Source organism: Burkholderia sp. SRS-25 (assembly GCF_004343765.1).
Lineage (GTDB): Bacteria > Pseudomonadota > Gammaproteobacteria > Burkholderiales > Burkholderiaceae > Burkholderia > Burkholderia contaminans.
The window spans coordinates 149,601-173,237 of sequence record NZ_PTXM01000008.1 but is presented as its reverse complement, the minus strand read 5'-3'; the positions used below and the strand labels follow the sequence as shown (position 1 = coordinate 173,237).

The following is a 23,637-nucleotide window of genomic DNA, read 5'->3' as shown; positions in this document are numbered from 1 at the left end:
TCAGCTGATTTTTAAGCAAATTCCATCGACCAATGCAGCATCGATCCCTGACCCAGGCATGCGCGCGCACCATCGCCGGGCTGTTCATCGGCGCCCTGTTCGCAGCAGCACCCGGCGCGTTCGCCGACGAAGTCAGCAGTTTTAACCAGAATGTCACGAATTCGACGCAGAACGCGTCGAATTCCTCCCTCCAGCAGACCAGTGCACAGCCGTCGTCGAGCGGCGGCGCGAAGTCGTTCCTTGCGGGCATGGCCGGCAAGGCGGGCGACGTGGTCGTCGGCGCGCTGAACATGATCGGCGTGCGCTATCGCTGGGGCGGCAACTCGCCGGATTCGGGCCTCGACTGCAGCGGCTTCGTGCGCTACGTGTTCCAGGACACGCTCGGCATGTCGCTGCCGCGTCGCGCGGAAGAGATGAGCCGCGTCGGCGAGAAGGTGAGCATGAGCAACCTCAAGCCGGGCGACCTCGTGTTCTTCAACACGATGCGCCGTACGTTCTCGCACGTCGGCATCTACATCGGCGACAACAAGTTCGTGCACTCGCCGTCGACGGGCAGCACCATCCGCGTCGACGATCTCGATAGCGGCTACTGGGAAAAGCGTTTCACCGGCGCGCGCCGGCTCGAATCGGAGTTCCCGATGAAGCCGGAAGACCTGCGTCAGCGCGTGCGCGCGACGATCGGCGACGATTCGGCGAACGGCAACAACTGACGTTCGACGGCCGGTCCGGCCGGATCAAAAAAACCCTGTCACCGAAAGGCGGCAGGGTTTTTTGTTTTGGGGCCGTGCAAACGGTGGGCTGAGAACCGTTTCGCCGGTGGCGGGCCGGCGGCGCGCGCCGGCCTGCACCTCGCGTGCTACGCAGCAGCCACGCCGCGTGCCGCCGCGAGCTTGCGCTGCAGTTCCGGCATGATGCGCGCGACGGCTTCCTCGCCTGCGAGGATCGCCGCGTTGCGCTGGTTGAAGTCGCTGCCGCCCATCGCGTTGAGGTTCGGGCGGATCACGACGTCTGCATACTTGTCGAGCTCGTAGGTCTTGATCGTCTGGCCCATGATCGTGAAGGTCTGCAGCAGCATCTCGATCGGGTTGTTGGTTGCCGCGCCGTCCGGCCGGGACGAGATGTCGACTGCGATCACGAAGCTCGCGCCCATCTTGCGCGCATACGACGCGGGCACCGGGCTCACGAGGCCGCCATCGACATACTCACGGTTGCCGATCTTCACCGGCTCGAACACCGACGGCACGCTGCACGATGCGCGCACCGCGAGCCCCGTATTGCCTTGCTGGAACAGGATCGGCTGGCCGTTCTGCAGATCGGTCGCGACGACGCCGAGCGGCTTCGCCATCTTCTCGATCGGCCGGTTGTTGAGCGTCTTGTTCAGGAAGTTCTGCAGCGCCACGCCTTGCAGCAGCCCGCGCGAGCGGAACGGCAACGCCCAGTCGCTGATCGCCGCCTGGTCCATGTCGAGCGCGATCTTGTTGATCTGAAGGGCGCTCATGCCCGATGCATAGAGTGCGCCGACCACCGAGCCCGCGCTCGTGCCCGCGACGATCTCGATCGGGATGCCGCGCGCCTCGAGCGCCTTCAGCACGCCGATGTGCGAGAAGCCGCGCGCGGCGCCGCCGCCGAGGGCGATGCCGATCTTCACGGGCTTTTCCTGCGGCAGTGCGGCGCCGGGACGGGATTTGTCGCCGAACGACGTGCAGGCGGCGAGGCTGGCGGACGCGGCGGCGATCGTGAAGTGGCGGCGCGACAGGCGAGGGGACGACATCGAATGGTTCTCCGGCGGCTTGGCGGCGGGTGTCACGGCCCGCGGCGGCGATAGGTTCCGAGCGGCCGCGCAGGGGTTCCGTGCGGCCGGCGCCGCGCCGGCTGGCGGCCGCGGCGCGCACATCATAAAGCAAGCGGCGCGCTTGGCGCGATGTCCGGCCCGAGTATAATTCCGGCTTCTTTCCCGTTCCGGGCGTCGCCGGCACCGTTGCTGTCCGGGTTGCCGCCGTCGATCCCGCGTCGAATCATTCATGCGCCCCAGGCGTTCGAGTTACCGTTTATGACCCGTCCTGTCCGTACCCGCTTCGCGCCGAGTCCCACCGGCTTCATCCACCTCGGCAACATCCGCTCCGCGCTCTATCCGTGGGCGTTCGCCCGCAAGATGAAGGGCACGTTCGTGCTGCGCATCGAGGATACCGACGTCGAGCGCTCGTCGCAGGAAGCGGTCGATGCGATCCTCGAGGGGATGCAATGGCTTGGCCTGGATTTCGACGAAGGCCCGATCTACCAGATGCAGCGGATGGACCGCTATCGCGAGGTGCTTGCGCAGATGCTCGAGAAGGGCCTCGCGTACCCGTGCTACATGTCGGCCGAGGAGCTCGACGCGCTGCGTGAACGCCAGCGCGAGGCCGGCCTGAAGCCGCGCTACGACGGTACGTGGCGTCCGGAGCCCGGCAAGGTGCTGCCGGAGCCGCCGGCCGGCGTGAAGCCGGTGCTGCGCTTCCGCAATCCGCTGACCGGCACGGTCGTGTGGGACGACGCCGTGAAGGGGCGTGTCGAGATCTCGAACGAGGAACTCGACGACCTCGTGATCGCGCGCCCGGACGGCACGCCGATCTACAACTTCTGCGTGGTGGTGGACGACATGGACATGGGCATCACGCACGTGATCCGCGGCGACGACCACGTGAACAACACGCCGCGCCAGATCAACATCCTGAATGCGCTCGGCGGCGAGCCGCCCGTCTATGCGCACCTGCCGACCGTACTGAACGAGCAGGGCGAGAAGATGAGCAAGCGGCATGGCGCGATGAGCGTGATGGCGTACCGCGACGCGGGCTTCCTGCCCGAAGCCGTCGTCAACTATCTCGCGCGCCTCGGCTGGTCGCACGGCGACGCGGAGATCTTCTCGCGTGAGCAGTTCGTCGAATGGTTCGATCTCGAGCATCTCGGCAAGTCGCCCGCGCAGTACGACCACAGCAAGCTGAGCTGGCTGAACGCGCATTACATCAAGGAAGCCGACAACGCGCGCCTCGCCGAGCTGGCGAAGCCGTTCCTTTCCGCCCTCGGCATCGACGATGCGGCGATCGCGACGGGCCCTGCGCTCGAAGCGGTGGTCGGGCTGATGAAGGATCGCGCGACGACGGTCAAGGAGATCGCGGAAGGCGCCGCGATGTTCTATCGTGTGCCGGCACCGGAAGCCGATGCGCTCGCGCAGCACGTGACCGATGCGGTGCGTCCGGCGCTGGCCGATCTCGTCGCTGCGCTGAAGGCGGCCGACTGGACGAAGGAGGCCGTGTCCGCCGCGCTGAAGTCGACGCTCGGCGCGCACAAGCTGAAGATGCCGCAACTGGCGATGCCGGTGCGTCTGCTGGTGGCGGGTACGACGCATACGCCGTCGATCGATGCGGTGCTCGTGCTGTTCGGTCGCGATGTCGTGGTGTCGCGCATCGAGGCGGTGTTGGCCTGAGGTTCGAGGGCGAGCGAAGCTGCCCGTGCGTGACATCGCGGCAGCTTCGCAAAAAATTTCGCTCGAATCGCAAAAAGGGTATTTACAAGTTCAAAGTAGCTCCATATAATCTCATTTCTGTTCTGCAAGGGGGTATAGCTCAGCTGGGAGAGCGCTTGCATGGCATGCAAGAGGTCAGCGGTTCGATCCCGCTTACCTCCACCATCAGAACAAGCTGAGTTGATTTGCGAAGCACTGGTAGTAATAAATGCTTCACAAAATGATTCAAAGCAGTTAGAATTTCGGCCTTCGCTGTTGATTGAAAAGTGAATAGCGAGAGTCAGACAGATCTGAAAAGATTTTGTCCCCTTCGTCTAGAGGCCTAGGACATCACCCTTTCACGGTGAGTACAGGGGTTCGAATCCCCTAGGGGACGCCAGATTCAGCGGCGTTTCGTAGAAATGTCGCAACGCTTGCAGGAACGTAACCGACGTACTGCAGGTGAGGGTAAGAAAGCTGGAGCGGTAGTTCAGTCGGTTAGAATACCGGCCTGTCACGCCGGGGGTCGCGGGTTCGAGTCCCGTCCGCTCCGCCAGAACGAAGCCCGTTCAAGACGTTTTTGAGCGGGCTTTTGTATTAAGGATGTAAGCAGTACGTTGTCCCCTTCGTCTAGAGGCCTAGGACATCACCCTTTCACGGTGAGTACAGGGGTTCGAATCCCCTAGGGGACGCCAGATTCAGCGGCGTTTCGTAGAAGTGTCGCAACACATGTAGGAGCGTGACGGTGTCCTGCAGGTGTGAGCAAGAAAGCTGGAGCGGTAGTTCAGTTGGTTAGAATACCGGCCTGTCACGCCGGGGGTCGCGGGTTCGAGCCCCGTCCGCTCCGCCAGAACGAAGCCCGTTCAAAGAACGTTTTTTGAACGGGCTTTTGCATTAAAGATGTAAGCAGTACGTTGTCCCCTTCGTCTAGAGGCCTAGGACATCACCCTTTCACGGTGAGTACAGGGGTTCGAATCCCCTAGGGGACGCCAGATTTCGGCGTCGTTCGAACAAACGATGCGCCGGCAGGAAGCAACCGACGCCTGCCAGGCAAGTAGCAAGACTGGAGCGGTAGTTCAGTCGGTTAGAATACCGGCCTGTCACGCCGGGGGTCGCGGGTTCGAGTCCCGTCCGCTCCGCCAGAAAATGAAGAAGCCCGCCTTGCGCGGGCTTTTTCATTTGCGTTTCAGGTTGCGCCCGCTGGCGGGCGCGAGACTGCGGAGCGGAGGAAGCCGCCTGCGCGGCTTCCGGCGGGACTCGAAGGGATGCGCGTGCGCGCGCATCCGCGGCCTGCAGGATGTAGGCGAGTCCCGTCCGCTCCGCCAGAAAATGAAGAAGCCCGCCCTGCGCGGGCTTTTTCATTTGCGTTTCCGGTTGGCCCGCTGGCCGCATAACCTCCGGTCATCCGGCGTCGAGCCGCTACGAGAAATCCGCGATTGCATCCGCACGCGACTGCGCTATCGTTGCGGGATGCGTTCTTGACCCCTGCGCGATGCTCGATCCGACCGACCTGCGACTCCTGTATCAGCTCCGGCCCGCGGAGGCTGGCGATTTTCCGTTTGCCGAAGCGCTGACGCACGGCAACATGGGCGGCTACTACAAGCGCCATGGGCTCGTGTGGCGCAGCGACCTGTTCTACGCGAGCTGGCGCGAATCCGAGAACTTCATCCTCGAGGCTGACGGCGAGCGCATCGGCGTGCTGCGCGTGACAGAGGAGGGCGACTCGCTGCACATCCGCGACGTCCAGATCGCGGCCGGCCATCGCGGGCAGGGCGCCGGCACCTACATGCTCGACATGTCGCACCGCTGGGCGCGTGCGCGCGGGCTGAACGAACTGCAACTGCGCGTGTTCGTCGACAATCCAGCCGCGCGTCTCTACGTGCGCATGGGCTATCGGGTGGCCGGGTCGCGGCTCGCGCAACTCGGCTCGATCCGCCACATGGTGCGGCCGGTCTGAAGTCCTGACGCGCTGAAGCGACGCGTTTAGCGGGCAGCAACGTCGATCGCGTCGTCGTCCGGGGTTTCGTCGTCCGCGTGGCTGCCTTCCGGGCCGCGGTGCTCGTAGCCGCGCAGCATGAATGCACGCGGGCTTTCGCCGAAGGCACGCCGGAACATCGCCGAAAACGCGCTCTGGCTCTGGTAGCCGAGTTCGCGCGCGATATGGGACAGCGGACGCCCCTGGTTCAGCAGCGGGATGGCCCGCGCGAGCAGCGCCTGCTGGCGCCACTGCGAAAAGCTTACCCCCAGTTCCTGCTTGAAGAGCCGCGAAATCGTGCGTGTGCTCGCGCCTACCTCGCTGGCCCAATGCTCGAGCGACTCCGCATGGGCCGGGTGCGCGAGGACCGATTCGCACAGCATGCGCAGCCTTTTTTCGTCGGGCATCGGCACCGCGAGCGGCAGCGGCTCGGCATGACTCAACTCGTCGAGCACGAGCCCGCACAGCAGGCGCTCGCGCGTGGCGCTCAGGTCGCGCGCGTCGAGTGCGACGATCAGTTCGCGCAGGAGCCCCGTCACTTCGACGACGCGGCACGCGTCGAGTCCGTCCGGTACGATCGACTCGTCGATATACAGCGTGCGCAGATACGCCTCTTCGACGATCACAACCTCATGCGTCACGCGCGGCGGCACCCAGATCGCGCGGGATGGCGGCACCATCCAGGTCGTGCCGGTCGTCGCGACGCGCAGCACGCCGCGCGAGGCGTACGCGAGCTGCGCCCACGCGTGCGTATGCAGCGGGATGCGGTGCCCGGTATCGACCTGCCGGGCGCGCACGCGCATCGGATGGACGGCGGTCGGCGCGAATTCGGGCGGAATGTCGATGACGTACGGGTTCGGTACGTCGGCTTGGAACGGCGGGTTCATGGACGATTCGGGCAGCGCGGCGGCGATGCCGTTATTGTAGAAGGCGCCGTGAAAGTGCATGCGGCGGTTTGTCGGGCGATCATGCCGCGTTCAAATGAACTTTGTGTGGGGACCTGTCGATTTCCGGACTGCCCCGGGGCCAGGTGCGCTTGCGGGTTCGAACCATCCGGCCGGTATCGTGGTCTATCGATGCGCGGGCGGTTGCGCCACGACTCGCCTGCGAACACGGCAACATACGAATCAAAGAGGAGAACCACGATGCGCTACGTATTCGTCTACGGCACCTTGAGAAACGGGGAGGCCAACGACATCGGACACGCGGCCGCCAGGCACGGGATTGCCGCACCGACGCTGCTCGGCGCCGCTGCGCTGCCGGGCGAACTGTACGATTTCGGTACGTATCCGGGAATGATTGCCGGGTCGGCCGGCAAGTCGCTGGTCTGGGGCGACGTCTACGAGGTCGACGACCAGCTCGTTCCCGTGCTCGACGAGATCGAGCGCGTGTATCCGGGCGTCGACTCGCTGTTCAAGCCGGAAGACGTGACCGTCGAGCTCGGAGGCCGGCAGTACGCCTGCCTTTACTATCCGGTCGCCGCGCACGCGATTGTCGGGCGTCCGCGCATTGCGTCGGGCGACTGGGTTCAGCACCGGCGCGAGCGGGAAGCGGTGTGACCGGTTGTGCGGCAGCCGCGGTAGCGGAACTTGTCGCAAAAAGAAGAAGCGCCCCGCAGGGCGCTTTTTTGATGCCGTCACCGCACGCGACCGGCGCCGACGCAGTGCCGGCCCCGGTCGAGGCGGACAGCTACGTCAGATTTCCTCGTACAGCGGCAGCGTCAGGAATTCGGTGAAGCCTTCCGACGTCGACATCTGCTCGAAGATCGCCGCGGCGCGCTCGTACGGCTGCGTGTTGCCGCCGACCGAGCGCTTCACGTTGTCGAGTTCGGCCTTGGCGAATTCACGCACGAGTTCGGCGGTGACCTTGCGGCCGTCGTCGAGCACGCCCTTGGGCGAGCGGATCCATTGCCACACCTGCGAACGGGAGATTTCGGCCGTGGCCGCGTCTTCCATCAGGTTGTGGATCGGCACGCAGCCGTTGCCGTCGAGCCATGCGCCGAGGTAGTGGATGCCGACGTTGATGTTGTTGCGCAGGCCGGCTTCGGTGATCGGCGCTTCCGGCTGGAAGTCGAGCAGGTTCTTGCCTTCGACCTGCACGTCGTCGCGCTGCTTCGCGATCTGGTTCGGCTTGTCGCCGAGCACCTTGACGAACTCTTCCATCGCGATCGGCACGAGGCCCGGATGAGCCACCCAGCCGCCGTCGTAGCCGTCGGTCGCGTCGCGCTGCTTGTCCGAGCGCACGCCGCCCATCGCCTTGTCGTTCGCTTCCGGATCGTTCTTGATCGGGATCAGCGCGCTCATCCCGCCGATCGCCGGCGCGTTGCGCTTGTGGCAGGTCTTCAGCAGCAGCAGCGCGTACGCACGCATGAACGGCACCGTCATCGTGATCTTCGAGCGCTCGGCGAGGCAGAAGTCTCGGTCGTTCTTGAACTTCTTGATGGCCGAGAAGATGTAGTCCCAGCGGCCGGCGTTCAAGCCCGAGCTGTGTTCGCGCAGTTCATACAGGATTTCGTCCATCTCGAATGCGGCGAGGATCGTCTCGATCAGCACCGTCGCGCGGATCGTGCCGCGCGGCACGCCGACGCCTTCCTGCGCGGCGACGAAGATGTCGTTCCACAGGCGCGCCTCGAGATGGCTTTCCATCTTCGGCAGGTAGAAGTACGGGCCCGAGCCGCGCGCGAGCAGTTCCTTCGCGTTGTGGAACAGGAACAGCGCGAAATCGAAGATGCCGCCCGACACGCGTTGCCCGTCGACCGTCACGTGCTTCTCGTCGAGGTGCCAGCCACGCGGACGCACGATCAGCGTCGCGACCTTGTCGTTCAGCCGGTACGACTTGCCGTTCTGCTCGAGCGAGATCGTGCGGCGCACCGCGTCCTTCAGGTTGATCTGGCCGTCGATCTGGTTCGTCCAGCTCGGCGCGTTCGAATCCTCGAAGTCCGTCATGTACGAATCGGCGCCCGAGTTCAGCGCGTTGATGATCATCTTGCGCTCGACGGGGCCCGTGATCTCGACACGGCGGCATTGCAGGTCGGCCGGCAGCGGCGCGACCTTCCAGTCGCCTTCACGGATCGCCTTCGTCTCGGCCAGGAAGTCTGGGCGCTCGCCCGCGTCGAGGCGTTTCGTGCGCTCGACGCGCGCCTGCAGCAGCGCCTGGCGGCGCGGCTCGAACGTGCGGTGCAGCGCTGCGACGAGTGCGAGCGCTTCAGGCGTCAGGATTGCTTCGTAACCCGGCTTGATTTCGCCGGTGATCGCCATGCCTTGCGGCAGCGTGATCGGGGTGCTCATGAGTCTCATCTCCTTGGTCGGTCAGTTGCGGTTTCGGTGAAGGGGGAAGGCGGCAGCGCTGCGGACGTCATGCACCCGGGCTGGGGCGCGTGCGGTTTGCTGGTCTGCCGGACGGAGCCGGGGTGGCGAGGAATGCGAGCAGGTCGGCCATGCCGGTGCCGGTGCCGTCGGGCGGCGCGCCGAGTTCCTCGGCGGGCGCGCCCGTGCGGTTGAGCCAGAACGTCGTGTAGCCGAACCAGACGGCGCCGGCGACGTCCCACGCGTTCGACGACACGAACACGATGCCGCGCCGGTTCGGTCCGAACGCGTCGGTGCCGAGCGCGTAGGCGGCCGGGCTCGGCTTGTACGCGCGCACGGTGTCGGCCGACAGCACGCGATCGAACAGCCCGGACATGCCGGCGCTCTTGATCGCGATGTCGAGCATCTGCGGCGTGCCGTTCGACAGGATCCCGAGCGGCGGGCGCGGGTCGAGCGCGCGCAGCTTGCGCAGCGCGGGCACCGTATCGGGATAGGTGGACAAGCAGGCGTATTCGTCCATCAGTCGTTTCTCGGCTGCGCTGTTCAGCGCGAGCCCGAGCCGGCGTGCGGCGAACCGCAGCGCATCGAGCGTGATGTCCCGGAACGGGAGATAGCGGGCGCCGGCCGGATCGGCGAGCGTGCGCAACTGCGAGTATTCGATTTGCTTGCGTCGCCACAGCTGCGACAACCGTTCCCCGTGACCGGGGAACATCTGCTCCGCCGCGGCCAGGACCGCACGCACGTCGAACAACGTGCCGAATGCGTCGAAGAGGATTGCGTCGGGAGAGGAGAGTGTCGTTGTGGCCGACATAGCCTTGCGCTCCAGTTTCAGAGGTCAGGTGAATTCTATTCGTGATCGTATGTGCTAAAAAAGACGCTAAACATCACTTGATCTTTTACTTTCATATATCTAATCTTGAGCGGTTTAAGCTATTTGAAGGGCGGCAGCGCCGCCCCTGCGAGTCATGGACCGGTTCAAGCAGATCGAAACGTTCGCCGCGGTCGCGGCGAAGGGCAGCCTGTCGGCGGCCGCGCACGCGGAAGGGGTCGCGCCGGCGATCATCGGCCGTCGCCTCGACGCGCTCGAGGAGCGGCTCGGCGTCAAGCTGCTGGTGCGCACGACGCGCAAGCTCACGCTGACGTTCGAGGGTTCGGCGTTCCTCGAGGATTGCCAGCGCGTGATCAACGACATGCAGAACGCGGAGGCGAGCGTGTCCGCCGGTGGCGTCAAGGCGAGCGGCCACCTGCGCATCTCCGCGCCGGCCGGCTTCGGCCGGCGGCACGTCGCACCGCTCGTGCCCGAATTCAGCGGCGGGCATCCGGATGTATCGGTCACGCTCGACCTGTCCGACCGGATGGTCGATCTCGTCAACGAGGGGTTCGACTGCGCGGTGCGCCTTGGCGAGCTGCCCGACTCGTCGCTCGTGTCGCTGAAGCTCGGCGAGAATCGCCGCGTGTGTGTCGCTTCGCCCGCGTATCTGTCCCGGCGCGGCACGCCGGCCACGCTCGCCGATCTGGCGCGGCACAACTGCCTCGCGCTCGCGGCAAACGCGAACCAGCAACGCGGCTGGGCGTTCCAGGAGGACGGCAAGGTCGTGTCGATCCGCGTGAACGGCACGATGGAATGCTCGGACGGCGCGGTGCTGCACGAGTGGTGCCTCGAGGGCCACGGGCTCGCGTGGCGCTCGTGGTGGGAGGTCGGCGACGACATCGCGGCCGGCCGGCTCGTCAGCGTGCTCGACGCATTTGCGGCCCCGCCGATCGGCATTCACGCGGTGTTTCCGCAACGCCGGCATCTGCCGTTGCGCGTGCGGCTGTTTCTCGATTACCTGAAGCACACGTACGAGCGGCCCGGATATTGGGGCGAGTAGGCCGCGCGTGCCCGCGCGTTTCCGATATGAGGGCGAACCCGCTGCGCGGCCCGACCGCGTGCTTTCACGTCCTACAATCGAAACAGGCATGCCCCACGCGACGCAGCCGGACTGCCCGGAAGCGCGGCGCGTGGAGTGCGATTGACGACGGAGGGCGCGATGTTCCGGCACATCCTCGTTCCAACCGACGGTTCCGAACTGTCGCAGAAGGCGATCGACGGCGCGATCGACCTGGCGCGTGCGGTCGGTGCGCGGGTCACGGCCTACGCGTGCCTGCCGCAGTATCCGTACTCGCCGTTTTCCGAAGTGATCATCGAGCCGCCCGCCGATTTCCGGGCGCGCAGCGAGCGCGAGGCGCGCGCGCACCTCGACGAGGTCGAATCGGCCGCGAAGGCGGCCGGCGTCGATTGCGACACCTGGACGAGCGTGCATCCGTCGCCGTATCTCGGCATCATCGAGGCGGCCGAACGCGGCGGCTGCGACGTGATCTTCATGGCGTCGCACGGACGCCGCGGGCTCGGCAGCTTGCTGATCGGCAGCGAGACGCAGCGCGTGCTGACCCATACGAAAATTCCGGTGATCGTGTATCGATAGGGCGGCGCCCTGGAAAAAGGGCGCGCCGGACGGAGCCGGCGCGCATCGTTGCTGGCGGCCCGCAAGCCGCGCGGCCGGTCGCGCGATCAGGATCGCGCGCCTGCCATCTCCCCCCTGATTGTTGTTCGGTGGCCGATGCCCGCCGTCGCGAGACGAGGGCTGGCATCGGCATGACGCGTGGCGCGTCGTGCGTTTCTGCTTACGCGACCTTCTTGCCGTCGAAGAACTGCTCGTCTTCGGTCGAGCCGTGCAATGCGGTGGTCGATGCTTCGCGCTCGACCGTCTGCGTCACGGCGTCGAAGTAGCCGGTGCCGACTTCGCGCTGGTGCTTGACGGCCGTGAAGCCCTTGTCCGCTGCCGCGAACTCGGCCTGCTGCAGTTCGACGAATGCGCTCATCTGCGTGCGGGCATAGCCGTGCGCGAGGTTGAACATCGAGTAGTTCAGCGCATGGAAGCCGGCCAGCGTGATGAACTGGAACTTGTAGCCCATCGCGCCGAGTTCCTTCTGGAACTTCGCGATCGTCGCGTCGTCGAGGTTCTTCTTCCAGTTGAACGACGGCGAGCAGTTGTACGACAGCAGCTTGCCCGGAAACTGCTTGTGGATCGCTTCCGCGAACTTCTTCGCGTACTCGAGATCCGGCTTGCCCGTTTCGCACCAGACCAGGTCGGCGTATGGCGCGTAGGCGAGGCCGCGCGAGATCGCCTGCTCGATGCCCGGCTTCGTGCGGAAGAAGCCTTCCACCGTGCGCTCGCCCGTCAGGAACGGCTTGTCGTTGTCGTCGACGTCGGACGTGATCAGGTCGGCCGCTTCCGCGTCGGTGCGGGCGACCAGCACGGTCGACGTGCCCATCACGTCGGCCGCGAGACGCGCAGCCGACAGCTTCGCGACGGCCTCACGCGTCGGCACGAGCACCTTGCCGCCCATGTGGCCGCACTTCTTCACCGAAGCGAGCTGGTCCTCGAAGTGGACGCCCGACGCGCCGGCTTCGATCATCGCCTTCATCAGCTCGAATGCGTTCAGCACGCCGCCGAAACCGGCTTCCGCATCGGCGACGATCGGTGCGAAGAAATCGACGTAGCCTTCGTCGCCCGGGTTCTTGCCTTCCGACCACTGGATCTGGTCGGCGCGCGTCAGCGTGTTGTTGATGCGCTTCACGACGAGCGGCACCGAGTTTGCCGGGTACAGCGACTGGTCCGGGTACATTTCGCCCGCGACGTTCGCATCGCCGGCCACTTGCCAGCCGGACAGGTAGATCGCCTTCAGGCCGGCCTTCACCTGCTGCATCGCCTGGTTGCCGGTCAGTGCGCCGAGTGCGTTGACGAACGGCTCGTTGTTGACGAGGCTCCAGAGCTTTTCCGCGCCGCGCTTGGCGAGCGTGTGCTCGATCGGGATCGAGCCACGCAGGCGGACCACGTCCTCAGCCGAGTAGCTGCGCTTGACGCCCTTCCAGCGCGGATCGGATTCCCATTGCTGTTGCAGTTCCTGTGCCTGTTGCTGACGCGACATGATGAGCTCCTTGATGCGGTGCGATGCCTGATGGATTGACGCTGACCGTGTTGAGGCTGTTCTCGAAACCGGAAGTAGTGCGTTCCGGTTCGTGAGGTCTTGTATAAGAGTCTAGGCAAATCGACTGGAGCCGGACAGGGGGCTTTTCGGGGAGCGGGGTAAATTTTTAATTGTTTTAAATCAATAACTTGAAATTTCAATTCCGGGATAAGAAATGCGTTTTTCCATCCCGCAATCGCCCGGGTTGTGCCACGCAGCATGATTTTTTACGACACAAAAAAATTTTCCGCATCGTGAAATGTGGGGCGAGACGAAAAAAAACCGGCGCAGACGCGCCGGTTGGCAGGATGGGCAGGGCGGTGATCCGCGGGTCTGCCCTCCGTGGGGCGGCCGCTGGCCGCCCGTGCGTACTTACGACGCGGAGTTGCTGCGACGCGGGCCGCCACTGCGTTGACCGTCGCGACGCGGGCCGCCGTCACGGCTGCCGCCCGGCTTGCCGCTCCAGCCGCCGCCATTGCCGCCGCCGTAGCTGCGGCCGTTGCCGTTACCGTTGCCGCCATAACCGCCGCCCGGCTTGCCGCCGAAACGACGACCGCCGTTACCGCCGCCCGGACGGCCGCGGCCGCCGGTGCCGCCGTTGCGCGGGGGCGCCTTGCGCGGCTCGAAGCCTTCGATCACGTTGACCGGCAGCGGCGAGCGCACGAAACGCTCGATGCGCTTGAGCGCGCCTTGTTCGGCGTGGTGCACGAGGCTCACTGCCGTGCCCGAACGGCCTGCTCGGCCCGTACGGCCGATACGGTGCACGTAGTCTTCCGCGAACTTCGGCAGGTCGTAGTTGAACACGTGCGTGATGCCCGGGATGTCGATGCCGCGTGCCGCGACGTCGGTGGCCACCAGCACGCGCACGCGGCGCTCGCGCAGCGCACGGATCGTGCGGTTACGCGCGCCCTGCGGCAGGTCGCCGTGCAGTGCGGCCGATTCGAAGCCAGCGTCGGCGAGACGGCCGGCGAGCTGGTCGGCGTCGATCTTGGTCGCCGTGAAGATGATCGCCTGGTCGAGCGCGTCGTCGCGCAGCAGGTGATCGAGCAGGCGATCCTTGTGGTCGCGGTCGTCGACGTAGTGCACGGTCTGCGCGATGTTCGCGCGCGACTCGAGGCGCTGCTGGATCTCGATACGCTCCGGATCCTTCAGCAGGCGGCTCGTCAGCGAACCGATCTTGCCGTCGAGCGTGGCCGAGAACAGCATCGTCTGGCGCGATTCCGGCGTGGCGGCGACGATCGTTTCGATGTCTTCGATGAAGCCCATGTCGAGCATGCGGTCGGCTTCGTCGAGCACGAGCATCTTCAGCTCGGACAGGTCGATGCGGCCGCGCTCGAGGTGGTCGAGCAGACGGCCCGGCGTGGCGACCAGGATTTCCGGGTTCTTCGCGAGCAGCATCAGTTGCTGGCCGTAGGCGACGCCGCCGAGGATGCTGACCGTGCGCAGGCGCTTCAGGTGCTTGCCGTACGTCGACGCGGCCGTGGTGACCTGCATCGCGAGTTCACGGGTCGGCGTCAGCACGAGCAGGCCCGGGCGCGCGACGGGTTGCGGGCGGCGCGCACGGCGGTCACCCTGGTTCGGTTCACGCGGCGCGCGCGGTTGCTGCGCCTGCGTCTTCTGGAGCTGCGCGAAACGTTCGATCGCGGGCAGCATGAATGCAGCGGTCTTGCCCGAACCGGTCGGGCTCGAGACCAGCAGGTCACGGCCGGCGATGCCGGCCGGAATCGCGCGCTGCTGGACCGGCGTCGGCTTCACGTAGCCGGCGGCCTGCAGCGCGGAGACGATCTCCGGCGACAGCCCGAGCGACGCGAAGCTCGGCTCGTCCGACGCCGGTTCGACCGCGGCCGGTGCGGCGGCGTCGTCGAGACCGAGCGCCTGGTCGGCGATCGCGTTGAGCGGGCTGGTGTTGATGCTCGAAGTCATAACAATCCTTGAAACACAGTGGGTGAAACGTCGGCGCCAATCGCGCATACCCAAGTCGTCGGATTCAGCGAGCAAATCGGGAAACGGGTGCAATCCGCCGAACCTTCGGCGGATGAGGCATTAGAAGCTGTTTTGGGTGCGGCGCGCTTCTGGAGCGAGGCCGCCAGCCTAGTTGACGACCGCAAGGGTCGAAGCAGGAGGGGACAGGTTCTAAACCGGATTGGAGCTTAACGCTACGAGGCGTCGGGCCGGAACGGCTTGCGAGCCGAGCGCGGGAGGTGACGCAGCCAGCATTATAAAGATAATTGCTGCGCTGCGCCACTGATTTGATTGCCTATTGCGGCAGGGGGCGATTCGGTCAGGAAGCCGTGCCGTTCTTCAGCGATTCCACGAGTTCGATGTACTGCTGCTTCGCCGCATCCTGCGACGTGCCCTTCAGCGCATCCCAGGCGTCGTACTTGTATTTGCCGACGATGTCGGTGAAGCCCGGCTTGTCGCCATGAGCGTCGCCGTCGGTCGCCTGCTTGAAGAGGGCGTACAGGCGCAGCAGGGTCAGGTTGCCCGGACGTTCCGTCAGTTGCTTCACGTCGATCTGGGCCTGGTCGAATTGGGCGGTGAGTTCGCTCATCGGGTGTCTCCGTAAGGGTTTCAGGTCGGGCGATCTTAACAAGCGGACCGCCGCGCGGGGTCGAGCGATCCTTCCAAACCGCCACCCGGTGCAGCCCACACGCACGGATCGGGCCCGATCGCCCGTGGGAGCGGGGCGCCGCATTACAATGTCGCCCATGACGCAAACAGTGCTCCTCGCCATCGATACGTCGACCGAATACTGCTCGGTCGCGCTGCTGCGCTCGGCTCACGCCGATGACGCCGTTTCCAACCCGCAAACCTGGGTCCGCCACGAGCTGACGGGCGCCGTGTCGAGCACGCGCGTGCTGCCGGCCATCCAGGAGCTTTTCGCCGAATCGGGGCTGACGCTCGCCGATTGCGATGCGATCGCTTTCGGTTCGGGCCCCGGCTCGTTCACGGGCCTGCGCACCGCGACGGGCATCACCCAGGGCCTCGCGTTCGGACGCGGGCTGCCGGTCGTGCCGATCGGCACGCTGCTCGCGTGCGCCGAGCACGCGCGGCTGCGCGCACCCGGCACGACCCGCGTGCTGGCCGCGCTGGATGCGCGGATGGGCGAAGCCTACTGGGCGGATTTCGCGTGGGACGACAGCACCGGCGACTGGCGCACGGTGCATCCGGCTTCGCTGGATGCACCGTGCGCCGTCGGCGTGCCCGATGCGCCGTTTACGCTCGCGGGCAATGCGGCCGCCGCGTTCGGCGCGCAGTTGCCGGCTGCGGCGCGCGCGGCCGTGATCGATGGCGACGCGATGCCGCATGCGCTGGCGGTCGCTCATGCCGCCGTGCGTGCTTTCCGCGCCGGCCGCGCGGTGCCCGCCGATCAGGCCGCGCCGGAGTACGTGCGCGACAAGGTCGCGCAGACCACCGCCGAGCGTGTCGCGGCACGGGCCGCGCAGACGGGCGGGGCAAAGGGATGACGGGCGTACTGCTGAGCGACCGCTATCTGGCGCCGATGACGGATGCCGATCTCGACGAGGTCGTCGCGATCGAGCACGTCGCGTACGAATTTCCGTGGAGCCGCGGCAATTTCGAGGATTCGTTGCGCAACGGCTATCTGGGCGTGTGCCTGCGGCACGTGACGGGTTCGTTGATCGGCTATTGCGTGCTGATGCCCGTGGTTGACGAGATGCACCTGCTGAACCTGTGCGTCGCGCCGGCCGCCCAGTGCGCGGGCGCCGGCCTGGCGCTGCTGCGCGAGGCCGTGCGCATTTCGCGCGCGGAAGGGCTCGACGGCGTGCTGCTCGAGGTACGGCCGTCCAATTCGCGCGCGATCCATCTGTACGAGCGTTTCGGCTTCTTGACGATCGGCCGGCGCAAGAATTATTACCCGGCGAAGCATCGCAGCCGGGAGGACGCAATCGTGATGCGTCTGACGCTGAACAAGGACGAAGGGGACGCGCATGGCATGGGCTGAAGCGGCGCTCGAGGAAATGGGCCTCGCGCAGATCTGGGTGCGGCGCGGCCAAGGCGCGGATGAAGGCGCGGCAGCCGAAACACCCGTCGCCACGCAAACCGGCGCGGTGGACGCCGCACCGGCCGTCACGACCGAGCGACCTGCGCGCACCGTGCGTACGCCGGCGCAGGACGAAGCACCGGCGGCAGTGTCGCGGAGCGCCGATGCTCCGTCGACTCGCGCGCCGGCCGCCGCCTCGTCGCCGCCCGTCGACGATGGCGATCGCGGCGCGCCTGCACCGGTCACGCCGGTCGCATCGCCCGACACGATGCCTCCGATGGACGACATGCCGCCTGCCGGACCCGACGATTTCGCGTGGTTCGATGCGGCGCCGCCGGGCGATCCCGTGCCGATGGCCGAATCGCGTCCGGTCGGTACGCCGGTTGCCGCGCTCGACTGGGATGCGCTGGCCGCCCGCGTGGCCGACTGCACGCTGTGCGGTCTGTGCGAGAAGCGGACCAACACCGTGTTCGGCGTCGGCGACCGCGAAGCGGACTGGATGCTGATCGGCGAAGCGCCGGGCGAGAACGAGGACAAGCAGGGCGAGCCGTTCGTCGGCCAGGCCGGCAAGCTGCTCGACAACATGCTGCAGTCGCTGTCGCTCAAGCGCGGCGACAACGTGTACATCGCGAACGTGATCAAGTGCCGGCCGCCCGGCAACCGCAATCCGGAGCCGGACGAGGTGGCGAGCTGCGAGCCGTATCTGCAGCGCCAGGTCGCGCTCGTGAAGCCGAAGCTGATTGTCGCGCTCGGCCGCTTCGCCGCGCAGACGCTGCTGAAGACGGACGCGAGCATTGCGTCGCTGCGCGGCCGCGTGCATGCGTACGAAGGCGTGCCCGTGATCGTGACCTACCACCCGGCGTACCTGTTGCGCAGCCTGCAGGACAAGTCGAAGGCGTGGGCCGACCTTTGCCTTGCGCGCGACACGTTCCGGCGCGCAGAAAGCGGCGACGCGAACGGGCCGGCCGGACAATGACGACCGGCGCGGCGTTCGCATTCGTCGATACGCTGCACGACGTCGCGGTTCGGGATCTGGGCTGGCTGTTGGCCAGCCCGAGCCTGCTGACCGCGGTGCCGGACGCGCCGCTGGCGCGCCCGTGGCCGGATGCGGTCGGACAGTCGGACGTCGAAGCATGGCTCGCCGCACTCGATGCGCAACCCGAGCCGCTGCATCGCGCGCTCGACGGCGTCCGGCCCACCCGGCTCGGCCGCTACGCAGAATGCCTGCTCGAGTACTACCTGATGCACGGGCCGTCGCTGCGGCTCGTCGCGGCCAATCTGCCGCTGCGCAGCAACGGCAAGACGCTCGGCGAAGTCGATTTTCTCGTCGATGCACCGGATGGGCAGCGCCTGCACTGGGAGCTCGCGGTGAAGTGCTACTTGTGCGCGCCGGTGCAAGCCGGTGCATCGCTTGCCGATTTCGTCGGCCCCAACCTCGTCGACCGGTTCGACCGCAAGCGCACCCGGTTGCTCGAGCACCAACTGCGGCTCGGCGATCGTGACGGGTTCGCGCGGCTCGGCTACGGCGCGCCGTCCGAGGCGCAGATGTTCATCAAGGGCTGGTTGTTCTATCCGTACGGCGCGCCGCTGCCGCCGGTGTCCGCGGAAATCGCGCCGGATCACCCGCACGGTTTCTGGCTCACGCACGCGCAGTGGCCGGCCTGGGCGGCGGCCCAGCGTGCCGGCGTCGCGTGGAGCGTGTTGCCGCGGCTCGCGTGGCTAGCGCCGCGACGGGCTGCCGCCGATAGCGGATTCGAACCCGAAACGCTGGCGGCCACGCTGGAACTGCCGTCGGTGTTGACGGCTCGCGAGGCTCCCGCGCTGATCGGTATCCATGAAAAGGGCAGTGACGGAACGTGGCGCGAAACGGCGCGCGGCTTCGTCGTGCCGGACGACTGGCCGGTACGCGCCCAGGCGTTCGCCGCGCAGGATCACTGACGCCGCGTCAGCCGGCGCTCACCACCAGCGATGGAAGTGATGGACGGGGCCGACGCCGTGGCCGACGTCGAGGTGGCCGCTCGCGGCGATTGCACCGGTCAGGTAGGTCTTGGCTTCGCGCACCGCGCTTTCGAGGTCGGGCTGCTGCGGCAGCAGCGCGGCGATCGCCGACGACAACGTACAGCCCGTGCCGTGCGTGTTGCTGACCGGCACGCGCGCGCCGTCGAGCCGCACGATGCGCGTCGCGCCGACGAGCCAGTCGGGACTCGCGGACGCGTCGGGCAGGTGGCCGCCTTTCATCAGCACGGCGCGCGCCCCCATCTGCAGCAATGCCTGGCCTTGCCGGACCATGTCGTCTTCGGTGGCTGCGGGCACATCGTTCAGCAGCGCAGCCGCTTCGGGCAGGTTCGGCGTCACGACCGTCGCGAGCGGCAGCAGCGCGTCGCGCAGCGCGTCGACGGCATCGGGCGCGAGCAGTGCGTGCGCGCTCTTCGAGATCATCACCGTGTCGAGCACGACGAAGCGTGGCGCGTAGCGCCGCAGCGCGTCGGCGACCGCGTGCACGATCGGCGCATTCGCGAGCATCCCGATCTTGACCGCATCGATGCGGATATCGCTGAACACCGCGTCGAGTTGCGCGGTCACGAACGCGGCATCCGGCGCATGCACGCCCGTCACGCCGCGCGTGTTCTGCGCGGTCAGCGCGGTGATCACGCTCGCGCCATACGCGCCGAGCGCGGAAAAAGTCTTCAGGTCGGCCTGGATGCCTGCGCCGCCGCCCGAGTCGGAGCCGGCGATCGTCAGGATGTTGGGTATCGGGTGCGTCATGAGGGCAACGCGCCGGTTCGAGGACCGGCGCAGGCGGACGGAAACGGCAAGTGTAGCGTCAGTGCCGCGATTCGCCGATCAGCGCGACCGAGTCGAACTGACGCTGGTTCGCCTGGTGACGGCGCATCACGAGCCACATCGTCAGGCACACGAACGTGCCGAACAGCACGATCACGACGCCGACCGGCACGTCGAGCCACACGAGCACCGCATACAGGCACAGCATCACGAGCACCGACAGGTTCTCGTTGAAGTTCTGCACCGCGATCGAGTGGCCGGCCGACAGCAGCACGTGGCCGCGATGCTGCAGCAGCGCATTCATCGGAACGACGAAGTAGCCGGACAGCGCACCGACACACATCAGGAAGATATACGCGATGATCAGGTACACGGGCATGCGCAGGTGGCCGATGTGCACGGCCCAGTGTGCCGGGAACAGGTCGCGTGTGTAGAACGCCATCAGCATCACCGCGATGCCCATGATGATGCCGACGGGCAGCACGGTCAGCGACTTCTTCAACGGGATTCGGGCGGCGGCGGCGATTGCGCCGGCCGCGACGCCGACCGCGACCACGGCCTGCAGGATCGCGCCTTCCGACAGCGACATGCCGAGCGACACTTCAGCCCACTTCAGCACGATAAACTGCAGCGTCGCGCCCGCGCCCCAGAACAATGTCGTGACTGCCAGCGAGATCTGGCCGAGCTTGTCGCGCCACAGCACCATGAAGCAGTCGGCGAAATCGGTGAGGAGCTTGACCGGGCCGCGTTCCTGCTTCGGGTAGCGGGCGCCGGTATCCGGAATGCGCAGATTGAACAGTGCGGCGATCACGTAGATGGTCATGATGATCGCCATCGCCGCTTCGGCGGGCGTGCCGATCCAGGCGGGCGTGTGCGCGATCACGTGCGACGCGATGTGCGGGCTGATCAGCGCACCGCCCAGCACGGTGCCGAGGATGATCGAGCTGACGGTCGTGCCTTCGATCCAGCCGTTCGCGGCGACGAGCCGGTCGGCCGGCAGCAGCTCGGTAAGGATGCCGTATTTCGCGGGCGAGTAGGCCGCCGCGCCGAAGCCGACGATCCCGTACGCAATCAACGGGTGGGCGCCGAACAGCATGATCATGCAGCCGACGACCTTGATCGAGTTGGTGATGAACATCACGCGGCCCTTCGGGCGCGAATCCGCGAAGGCGCCGACATAGGCCGCCAGCACCACGTAGGACAACACGAAGAACAGCTTCAACAGCGGTGTCATCCAGTTGGGGGCGTGGAGGTCTTTCAGCAGGGCGATGGCGGCGATGAGGAGCGCATTGTCGGCCAGCGACGAGAAAAACTGCGCGGCCATGATGGTGTAAAAACCTTTTTTCATCTGATGCGATGCTTTCGTCGCTGCGGCAGGGCCGCGTAGGCCGCCTGGTGTGCGATCGGCTTATTCCGTTCGAAATGGGTTGTGCGCACGGCTTTATAACATGAAAATACGCCAATTCGGACTAGCAAGATTCCCCGATCGTTCCGCAAATTGTCGGCTTCAGTGCTCAAAAGGCGCGGTAAGCTGATGATTCGCAAGCGTCTTTACGTAAATTTCCCATGCCGCGCCCGATCTCCGCCACCATCCATACCGCCGCTCTCGCGAACAATCTCTCCGTCGTCCGCCGCTTTGCCGGCCCGTCCAAGGTCTGGGCGGTCGTCAAGGCCAACGCGTACGGTCACGGTCTCGCGCGTGTGTTTCCCGGCCTGCGCGGCACCGACGGCTTCGGCCTGCTGGACCTCGACGAGGCCGTCAAGCTGCGCGAGCTCGGCTGGGCCGGCCCGATCCTGCTGCTCGAAGGGTTCTTCCGCTCGACCGACATCGACGTGATCGACCGCTACAGCCTGACGACGACCGTCCACAACGACGAGCAGATGCGGATGCTGGAAACGGCGCGGCTGTCGAAGCCCGTCAACGTGCAGCTCAAGATGAACAGCGGGATGAACCGGCTCGGTTACGTGCCGGAGAAATATCGTGCTGCGTGGGAGCGCGCCCGCGCGTGCCCCGGCATCGGCCAGATCACGTTGATGACCCATTTTTCGGATGCGGACAACGAGCGCGGCGTCGCCGAGCAGCTCGCGACGTTCGAGCGCGGCGCGGAAAGCATCGCCGGCGCGCGCAGCCTCGCGAACTCCGCGGCCGTGCTGTGGCATCCGGATACCCACTTCGACTGGGTGCGCCCGGGTATCGTGCTGTACGGCGCGTCGCCGTCCGGTCTGTCGTCCGACATCGCCGAAACCGGGCTGAAGCCCGCGATGACGCTCGCGTCCGAACTGATCGCGGTGCAGACGATCGGGAAGGGCCAGGCCATCGGCTATGGCTCGACGTTCTCCGCGCAGGCGCCGATGCGGATCGGCGTGGTCGCGTGCGGTTACGCGGACGGCTATCCGCGGGTCGCGCCCGAAGGCACGCCCGTGATCGTCGATGGCATCCGCACGCGGATCGTCGGTCGCGTATCGATGGACATGATCACCGTCGACCTGACCCCGTGCCCGCAGGCCGGTGTCGGCGCGCGCGTCGAACTGTGGGGCAACGCGCTGCCGATCGACGACGTCGCCCGCCGTTGCGGCACGATCGGCTACGAGCTGATGTGCGCGGTCGCCGGCCGCGTGCCCGTGCGCGCGGAATAAGGGCGTCGCGCGTGGCCAAACAGAAAACCGTATACGTCTGCAGCGAGTGCGGCGGACAGACCCCGAAGTGGCAGGGCCAATGCCCGTCGTGCCAGGCCTGGAACACGCTGGTTGAATCGGTCGCCGAATCGCCCGCTGCCCATCGTTTCCAGTCGCTCGCGAAGCGGGCGCCCGTCCAGCGTCTCGTCGACATCGAAGCGGCCGACGTGCCGCGCTTCTCGACCGGCATCGGTGAATTCGACCGCGTGCTCGGCGGCGGGCTGGTCCCGGGCGGCGTCGTGCTGATCGGCGGCGATCCGGGCATCGGCAAGTCGACGCTGCTGCTGCAATCGCTCGCGGATATCGCGAGCGCGCGGCGTGCGCTCTATATCAGCGGTGAGGAATCGGCCGCGCAGATCGCGTTGCGCGCGCAACGGCTTGCGCTGCTCGACGGCGGTGCGCCGGCGGATGAGCTGAAGCTGCTCGCCGAGATCCAGCTCGAGAAGATCCAGGCCGCGATCGACGCGGAACGGCCGGACGTGGCCGTGATCGACTCGATCCAGACCGTCTATTCGGAAGCGCTCACGTCGGCGCCGGGCTCGGTCGCGCAGGTGCGCGAATGCGCGGCGCAGCTCACGCGCATCGCGAAGCAGTCGGGCACCGCGATCATCATGGTCGGGCACGTGACGAAGGAGGGCAACCTGGCCGGCCCGCGCGTGCTCGAGCACATCGTCGACACCGTGCTGTACTTCGAAGGCGACACGCACTCGTCGTTCCGGCTCGTGCGTGCGTTCAAGAACCGCTTCGGTGCGGTCAACGAACTCGGCGTGTTCGCGATGACCGAGCGCGGGCTGCGCGGCGTCGCGAATCCGTCCGCACTGTTCCTGTCGCAGCACGAGCAGGTCGTGCCCGGTTCGTGCGTGCTCGTCACGCAGGAAGGTACGCGCCCGCTGCTCGTCGAAATCCAGGCGCTCGTCGATACGGCGCACGTGCCGAACCCGCGCCGGCTCGCGGTCGGCCTCGAGCAGAACCGGCTCGCGATGCTGCTCGCGGTGCTGCACCGGCACGCAGGCATCGCGGCCTTCGACCAGGACGTGTTCCTCAATGCCGTGGGCGGCGTGAAGATCACCGAGCCGGCCGCCGACCTCGCGGTGCTGCTGGCGATCCATTCGTCGATGCGCAACAAGGCGCTGCCGAAGGGGCTGATCGTGTTCGGCGAAGTCGGGCTGGCGGGCGAGATCCGGCCGTCGCCGCGCGGGCAGGAACGGCTGCGCGAGGCGGCGAAGCTCGGTTTCACGTCCGCGCTGATTCCGAAGGCGAATGCGCCGAAGCAGCCGATCGAAGGGCTGAACGTGATGGCCGTCGATCGGCTCGAACAGGCAATCGACCGCGTGCGCGATCTCGAGTGACCGGCACGGCAGGCGTCCGGGCCATGGGCGCGGGCGATCTGTCGCGTAATTCACTG

The 23,637-nt window shown here is 66.5% G+C and carries 21 protein-coding genes and 7 tRNA genes; 19 read left to right on the top strand and 9 right to left on the bottom strand.

Annotated elements, in window-relative coordinates; genetic code table 11:
- The first annotated feature begins 32 nt into the window (after positions 1–32).
- Positions 33–710: a C40 family peptidase gene (locus C5O79_RS12755; RefSeq protein WP_046546012.1), complete on the top strand. Its 678-nt coding sequence runs from the start codon at positions 33–35 to the stop codon at positions 708–710.
- Positions 711–856: 146 nt separating this feature from the next.
- Here C5O79_RS12755 and C5O79_RS12750 read toward each other — a convergent pair whose 3' ends face one another.
- The gene (locus tag C5O79_RS12750) at positions 857–1,771 is read right to left on the bottom strand and encodes a patatin-like phospholipase family protein (protein ID WP_046546011.1); all 915 of its coding nucleotides are present in this window, start codon (positions 1,769–1,771) and stop codon (positions 857–859) included.
- Positions 1,772–2,050: 279 nt separating this feature from the next.
- Here C5O79_RS12750 and gltX point away from each other — a divergent pair, with 279 nt between their 5' ends.
- The 9 genes from gltX to C5O79_RS12705 all read left to right on the top strand — a co-directional run bounded on the left by gltX (position 2,051) and on the right by C5O79_RS12705 (position 5,435).
- Complete coding sequence (gene gltX, locus C5O79_RS12745) at positions 2,051–3,460, top strand: glutamate--tRNA ligase (protein ID WP_046546010.1); 1,410 nt, start codon at positions 2,051–2,053, stop codon at positions 3,458–3,460.
- 128 nt (positions 3,461–3,588) lie between these two features.
- Positions 3,589–3,664, top strand: a tRNA-Ala gene (locus C5O79_RS12740).
- A 138-nt stretch (positions 3,665–3,802) separates the two neighbouring features.
- Positions 3,803–3,878, top strand: a tRNA-Glu gene (locus C5O79_RS12735).
- Between the two features lie 79 nt (positions 3,879–3,957).
- Positions 3,958–4,034 (top strand) — tRNA-Asp (locus C5O79_RS12730).
- 63 nt (positions 4,035–4,097) lie between these two features.
- Positions 4,098–4,173, top strand: a tRNA-Glu gene (locus C5O79_RS12725).
- Positions 4,174–4,251: 78 nt separating this feature from the next.
- Positions 4,252–4,328, top strand: a tRNA-Asp gene (locus tag C5O79_RS12720).
- Positions 4,329–4,394: 66 nt separating this feature from the next.
- A tRNA-Glu gene (locus C5O79_RS12715) sits at positions 4,395–4,470 on the top strand.
- Between the two features lie 73 nt (positions 4,471–4,543).
- Positions 4,544–4,620 (top strand) — tRNA-Asp (locus C5O79_RS12710).
- Positions 4,621–4,970: 350 nt separating this feature from the next.
- Entirely contained in the window at positions 4,971–5,435 is a 465-nt protein-coding gene (locus tag C5O79_RS12705) for a GNAT family N-acetyltransferase (protein WP_046546009.1), read from the top strand.
- A 26-nt stretch (positions 5,436–5,461) separates the two neighbouring features.
- On the opposite strand, the gene C5O79_RS12700 is transcribed toward C5O79_RS12705, so the two are convergent.
- Positions 5,462–6,340, bottom strand: a complete 879-nt coding sequence (locus tag C5O79_RS12700; protein ID WP_039342882.1) for a helix-turn-helix transcriptional regulator — start codon at positions 6,338–6,340, stop codon at positions 5,462–5,464.
- Between the two features lie 258 nt (positions 6,341–6,598).
- Here C5O79_RS12700 and C5O79_RS12695 point away from each other — a divergent pair, with 258 nt between their 5' ends.
- Positions 6,599–7,012, top strand: coding sequence for a gamma-glutamylcyclotransferase family protein (locus C5O79_RS12695; protein ID WP_122474147.1), 414 nt, complete (start codon positions 6,599–6,601; stop codon positions 7,010–7,012).
- A 135-nt stretch (positions 7,013–7,147) separates the two neighbouring features.
- Here C5O79_RS12695 and aceB read toward each other — a convergent pair whose 3' ends face one another.
- Positions 7,148–8,740 carry a malate synthase A gene (gene aceB, locus C5O79_RS12690; RefSeq protein WP_039342626.1) on the bottom strand — a complete coding sequence of 531 codons (1,593 nt, stop codon included), beginning with the start codon at positions 8,738–8,740 and terminating at the stop codon, positions 7,148–7,150.
- Positions 8,741–8,807: 67 nt separating this feature from the next.
- The gene (locus C5O79_RS12685; protein ID WP_046546007.1) at positions 8,808–9,569 is read right to left on the bottom strand and encodes a haloacid dehalogenase type II; all 762 of its coding nucleotides are present in this window, start codon (positions 9,567–9,569) and stop codon (positions 8,808–8,810) included.
- Positions 9,570–9,723: 154 nt separating this feature from the next.
- On the opposite strand from C5O79_RS12685, the gene C5O79_RS12680 reads away from it, so the two are divergent.
- Both C5O79_RS12680 and C5O79_RS12675 read left to right on the top strand, forming a co-directional pair.
- Positions 9,724–10,629 (top strand): LysR family transcriptional regulator, encoded by a 906-nt coding sequence (locus C5O79_RS12680; RefSeq protein WP_046546006.1) that lies wholly within the window; start codon positions 9,724–9,726, stop codon positions 10,627–10,629.
- Positions 10,630–10,788: 159 nt separating this feature from the next.
- A complete protein-coding gene (locus C5O79_RS12675) occupies positions 10,789–11,223 on the top strand; it encodes a universal stress protein (protein ID WP_031399397.1) in 435 nt (144 codons plus the stop codon).
- Positions 11,224–11,422: 199 nt separating this feature from the next.
- Here C5O79_RS12675 and aceA read toward each other — a convergent pair whose 3' ends face one another.
- The 3 genes from aceA to C5O79_RS12660 form a co-directional block, all read right to left on the bottom strand.
- Entirely contained in the window at positions 11,423–12,730 is a 1,308-nt protein-coding gene (gene aceA, locus C5O79_RS12670; RefSeq protein WP_047850703.1) for an isocitrate lyase, read from the bottom strand.
- 411 nt (positions 12,731–13,141) lie between these two features.
- On the bottom strand, positions 13,142–14,692 hold the full coding sequence (locus tag C5O79_RS12665) for a DEAD/DEAH box helicase (protein WP_046546004.1): 1,551 nt from the start codon (positions 14,690–14,692) through the stop codon (positions 13,142–13,144).
- A gap of 358 nt (positions 14,693–15,050) precedes the next feature.
- Positions 15,051–15,320 carry an acyl-CoA-binding protein gene (locus C5O79_RS12660; protein ID WP_011352486.1) on the bottom strand — a complete coding sequence of 90 codons (270 nt, stop codon included), beginning with the start codon at positions 15,318–15,320 and terminating at the stop codon, positions 15,051–15,053.
- 148 nt (positions 15,321–15,468) lie between these two features.
- Between C5O79_RS12660 and tsaB the strand changes: the two genes are divergently transcribed.
- Genes tsaB through C5O79_RS12640 form a run of 4 tightly spaced genes read left to right on the top strand, consistent with a single transcriptional unit; the run spans position 15,469 to position 18,710 of the window.
- The gene (gene tsaB, locus C5O79_RS12655; RefSeq protein ID WP_046546003.1) at positions 15,469–16,236 is read left to right on the top strand and encodes a tRNA (adenosine(37)-N6)-threonylcarbamoyltransferase complex dimerization subunit type 1 TsaB; all 768 of its coding nucleotides are present in this window, start codon (positions 15,469–15,471) and stop codon (positions 16,234–16,236) included.
- Entirely contained in the window at positions 16,233–16,733 is a 501-nt protein-coding gene (gene rimI / locus C5O79_RS12650) for a ribosomal protein S18-alanine N-acetyltransferase (RefSeq protein WP_047850705.1), read from the top strand. The genes tsaB and rimI overlap by 4 nt, the downstream gene beginning before the upstream one ends.
- On the top strand, positions 16,720–17,748 hold the full coding sequence (locus C5O79_RS12645; RefSeq protein ID WP_122474146.1) for a uracil-DNA glycosylase: 1,029 nt from the start codon (positions 16,720–16,722) through the stop codon (positions 17,746–17,748). Before rimI ends, C5O79_RS12645 begins: the two co-directional genes overlap by 14 nt.
- Positions 17,745–18,710 (top strand): DUF1853 family protein, encoded by a 966-nt coding sequence (locus tag C5O79_RS12640; RefSeq protein ID WP_122474145.1) that lies wholly within the window; start codon positions 17,745–17,747, stop codon positions 18,708–18,710. Before C5O79_RS12645 ends, C5O79_RS12640 begins: the two co-directional genes overlap by 4 nt.
- Positions 18,711–18,728: 18 nt before the next feature.
- Here C5O79_RS12640 and thiD read toward each other — a convergent pair whose 3' ends face one another.
- Complete coding sequence (gene thiD, locus C5O79_RS12635) at positions 18,729–19,538, bottom strand: bifunctional hydroxymethylpyrimidine kinase/phosphomethylpyrimidine kinase (protein WP_046545999.1); 810 nt, start codon at positions 19,536–19,538, stop codon at positions 18,729–18,731.
- Between the two features lie 58 nt (positions 19,539–19,596).
- Complete coding sequence (lplT, locus tag C5O79_RS12630) at positions 19,597–20,904, bottom strand: lysophospholipid transporter LplT (protein WP_046545998.1); 1,308 nt, start codon at positions 20,902–20,904, stop codon at positions 19,597–19,599.
- A 218-nt stretch (positions 20,905–21,122) separates the two neighbouring features.
- Between lplT and alr the strand changes: the two genes are divergently transcribed.
- Both alr and radA read left to right on the top strand, forming a co-directional pair.
- A complete protein-coding gene (alr, locus tag C5O79_RS12625) occupies positions 21,123–22,193 on the top strand; it encodes an alanine racemase (protein WP_131931393.1) in 1,071 nt (356 codons plus the stop codon).
- 11 nt (positions 22,194–22,204) lie between these two features.
- Positions 22,205–23,581, top strand: a complete 1,377-nt coding sequence (gene radA / locus C5O79_RS12620; RefSeq protein ID WP_039342661.1) for a DNA repair protein RadA — start codon at positions 22,205–22,207, stop codon at positions 23,579–23,581.
- The last annotated feature ends 56 nt before the right edge of the window (positions 23,582–23,637 follow it).

Bases quoted from the DNA above. Each gene is read 5' to 3' on its own strand.
- C5O79_RS12755 (WP_046546012.1), top strand. From the start codon at position 33: ATGCAGCATCGATCCCTGACCCAGGCATGCGCGCGCACCATCGCCGGG.
- C5O79_RS12750 (WP_046546011.1), bottom strand. From the start codon at position 1,771: ATGTCGTCCCCTCGCCTGTCGCGCCGCCACTTCACGATCGCCGCCGCG.
- gltX (WP_046546010.1), top strand. From the start codon at position 2,051: ATGACCCGTCCTGTCCGTACCCGCTTCGCGCCGAGTCCCACCGGCTTC.
- C5O79_RS12705 (WP_046546009.1), top strand. From the start codon at position 4,971: ATGCTCGATCCGACCGACCTGCGACTCCTGTATCAGCTCCGGCCCGCG.
- C5O79_RS12700 (WP_039342882.1), bottom strand. From the start codon at position 6,340: ATGAACCCGCCGTTCCAAGCCGACGTACCGAACCCGTACGTCATCGAC.
- C5O79_RS12695 (WP_122474147.1), top strand. From the start codon at position 6,599: ATGCGCTACGTATTCGTCTACGGCACCTTGAGAAACGGGGAGGCCAAC.
- aceB (WP_039342626.1), bottom strand. From the start codon at position 8,740: ATGAGCACCCCGATCACGCTGCCGCAAGGCATGGCGATCACCGGCGAA.
- C5O79_RS12685 (WP_046546007.1), bottom strand. From the start codon at position 9,569: ATGTCGGCCACAACGACACTCTCCTCTCCCGACGCAATCCTCTTCGAC.
- C5O79_RS12680 (WP_046546006.1), top strand. From the start codon at position 9,724: ATGGACCGGTTCAAGCAGATCGAAACGTTCGCCGCGGTCGCGGCGAAG.
- C5O79_RS12675 (WP_031399397.1), top strand. From the start codon at position 10,789: ATGTTCCGGCACATCCTCGTTCCAACCGACGGTTCCGAACTGTCGCAG.
- aceA (WP_047850703.1), bottom strand. From the start codon at position 12,730: ATGTCGCGTCAGCAACAGGCACAGGAACTGCAACAGCAATGGGAATCC.
- C5O79_RS12665 (WP_046546004.1), bottom strand. From the start codon at position 14,692: ATGACTTCGAGCATCAACACCAGCCCGCTCAACGCGATCGCCGACCAG.
- C5O79_RS12660 (WP_011352486.1), bottom strand. From the start codon at position 15,320: ATGAGCGAACTCACCGCCCAATTCGACCAGGCCCAGATCGACGTGAAG.
- tsaB (WP_046546003.1), top strand. From the start codon at position 15,469: ATGTCGCCCATGACGCAAACAGTGCTCCTCGCCATCGATACGTCGACC.
- rimI (WP_047850705.1), top strand. From the start codon at position 16,233: ATGACGGGCGTACTGCTGAGCGACCGCTATCTGGCGCCGATGACGGAT.
- C5O79_RS12645 (WP_122474146.1), top strand. From the start codon at position 16,720: ATGGCATGGGCTGAAGCGGCGCTCGAGGAAATGGGCCTCGCGCAGATC.
- C5O79_RS12640 (WP_122474145.1), top strand. From the start codon at position 17,745: ATGACGACCGGCGCGGCGTTCGCATTCGTCGATACGCTGCACGACGTC.
- thiD (WP_046545999.1), bottom strand. From the start codon at position 19,538: ATGACGCACCCGATACCCAACATCCTGACGATCGCCGGCTCCGACTCG.
- lplT (WP_046545998.1), bottom strand. From the start codon at position 20,904: ATGAAAAAAGGTTTTTACACCATCATGGCCGCGCAGTTTTTCTCGTCG.
- alr (WP_131931393.1), top strand. From the start codon at position 21,123: ATGCCGCGCCCGATCTCCGCCACCATCCATACCGCCGCTCTCGCGAAC.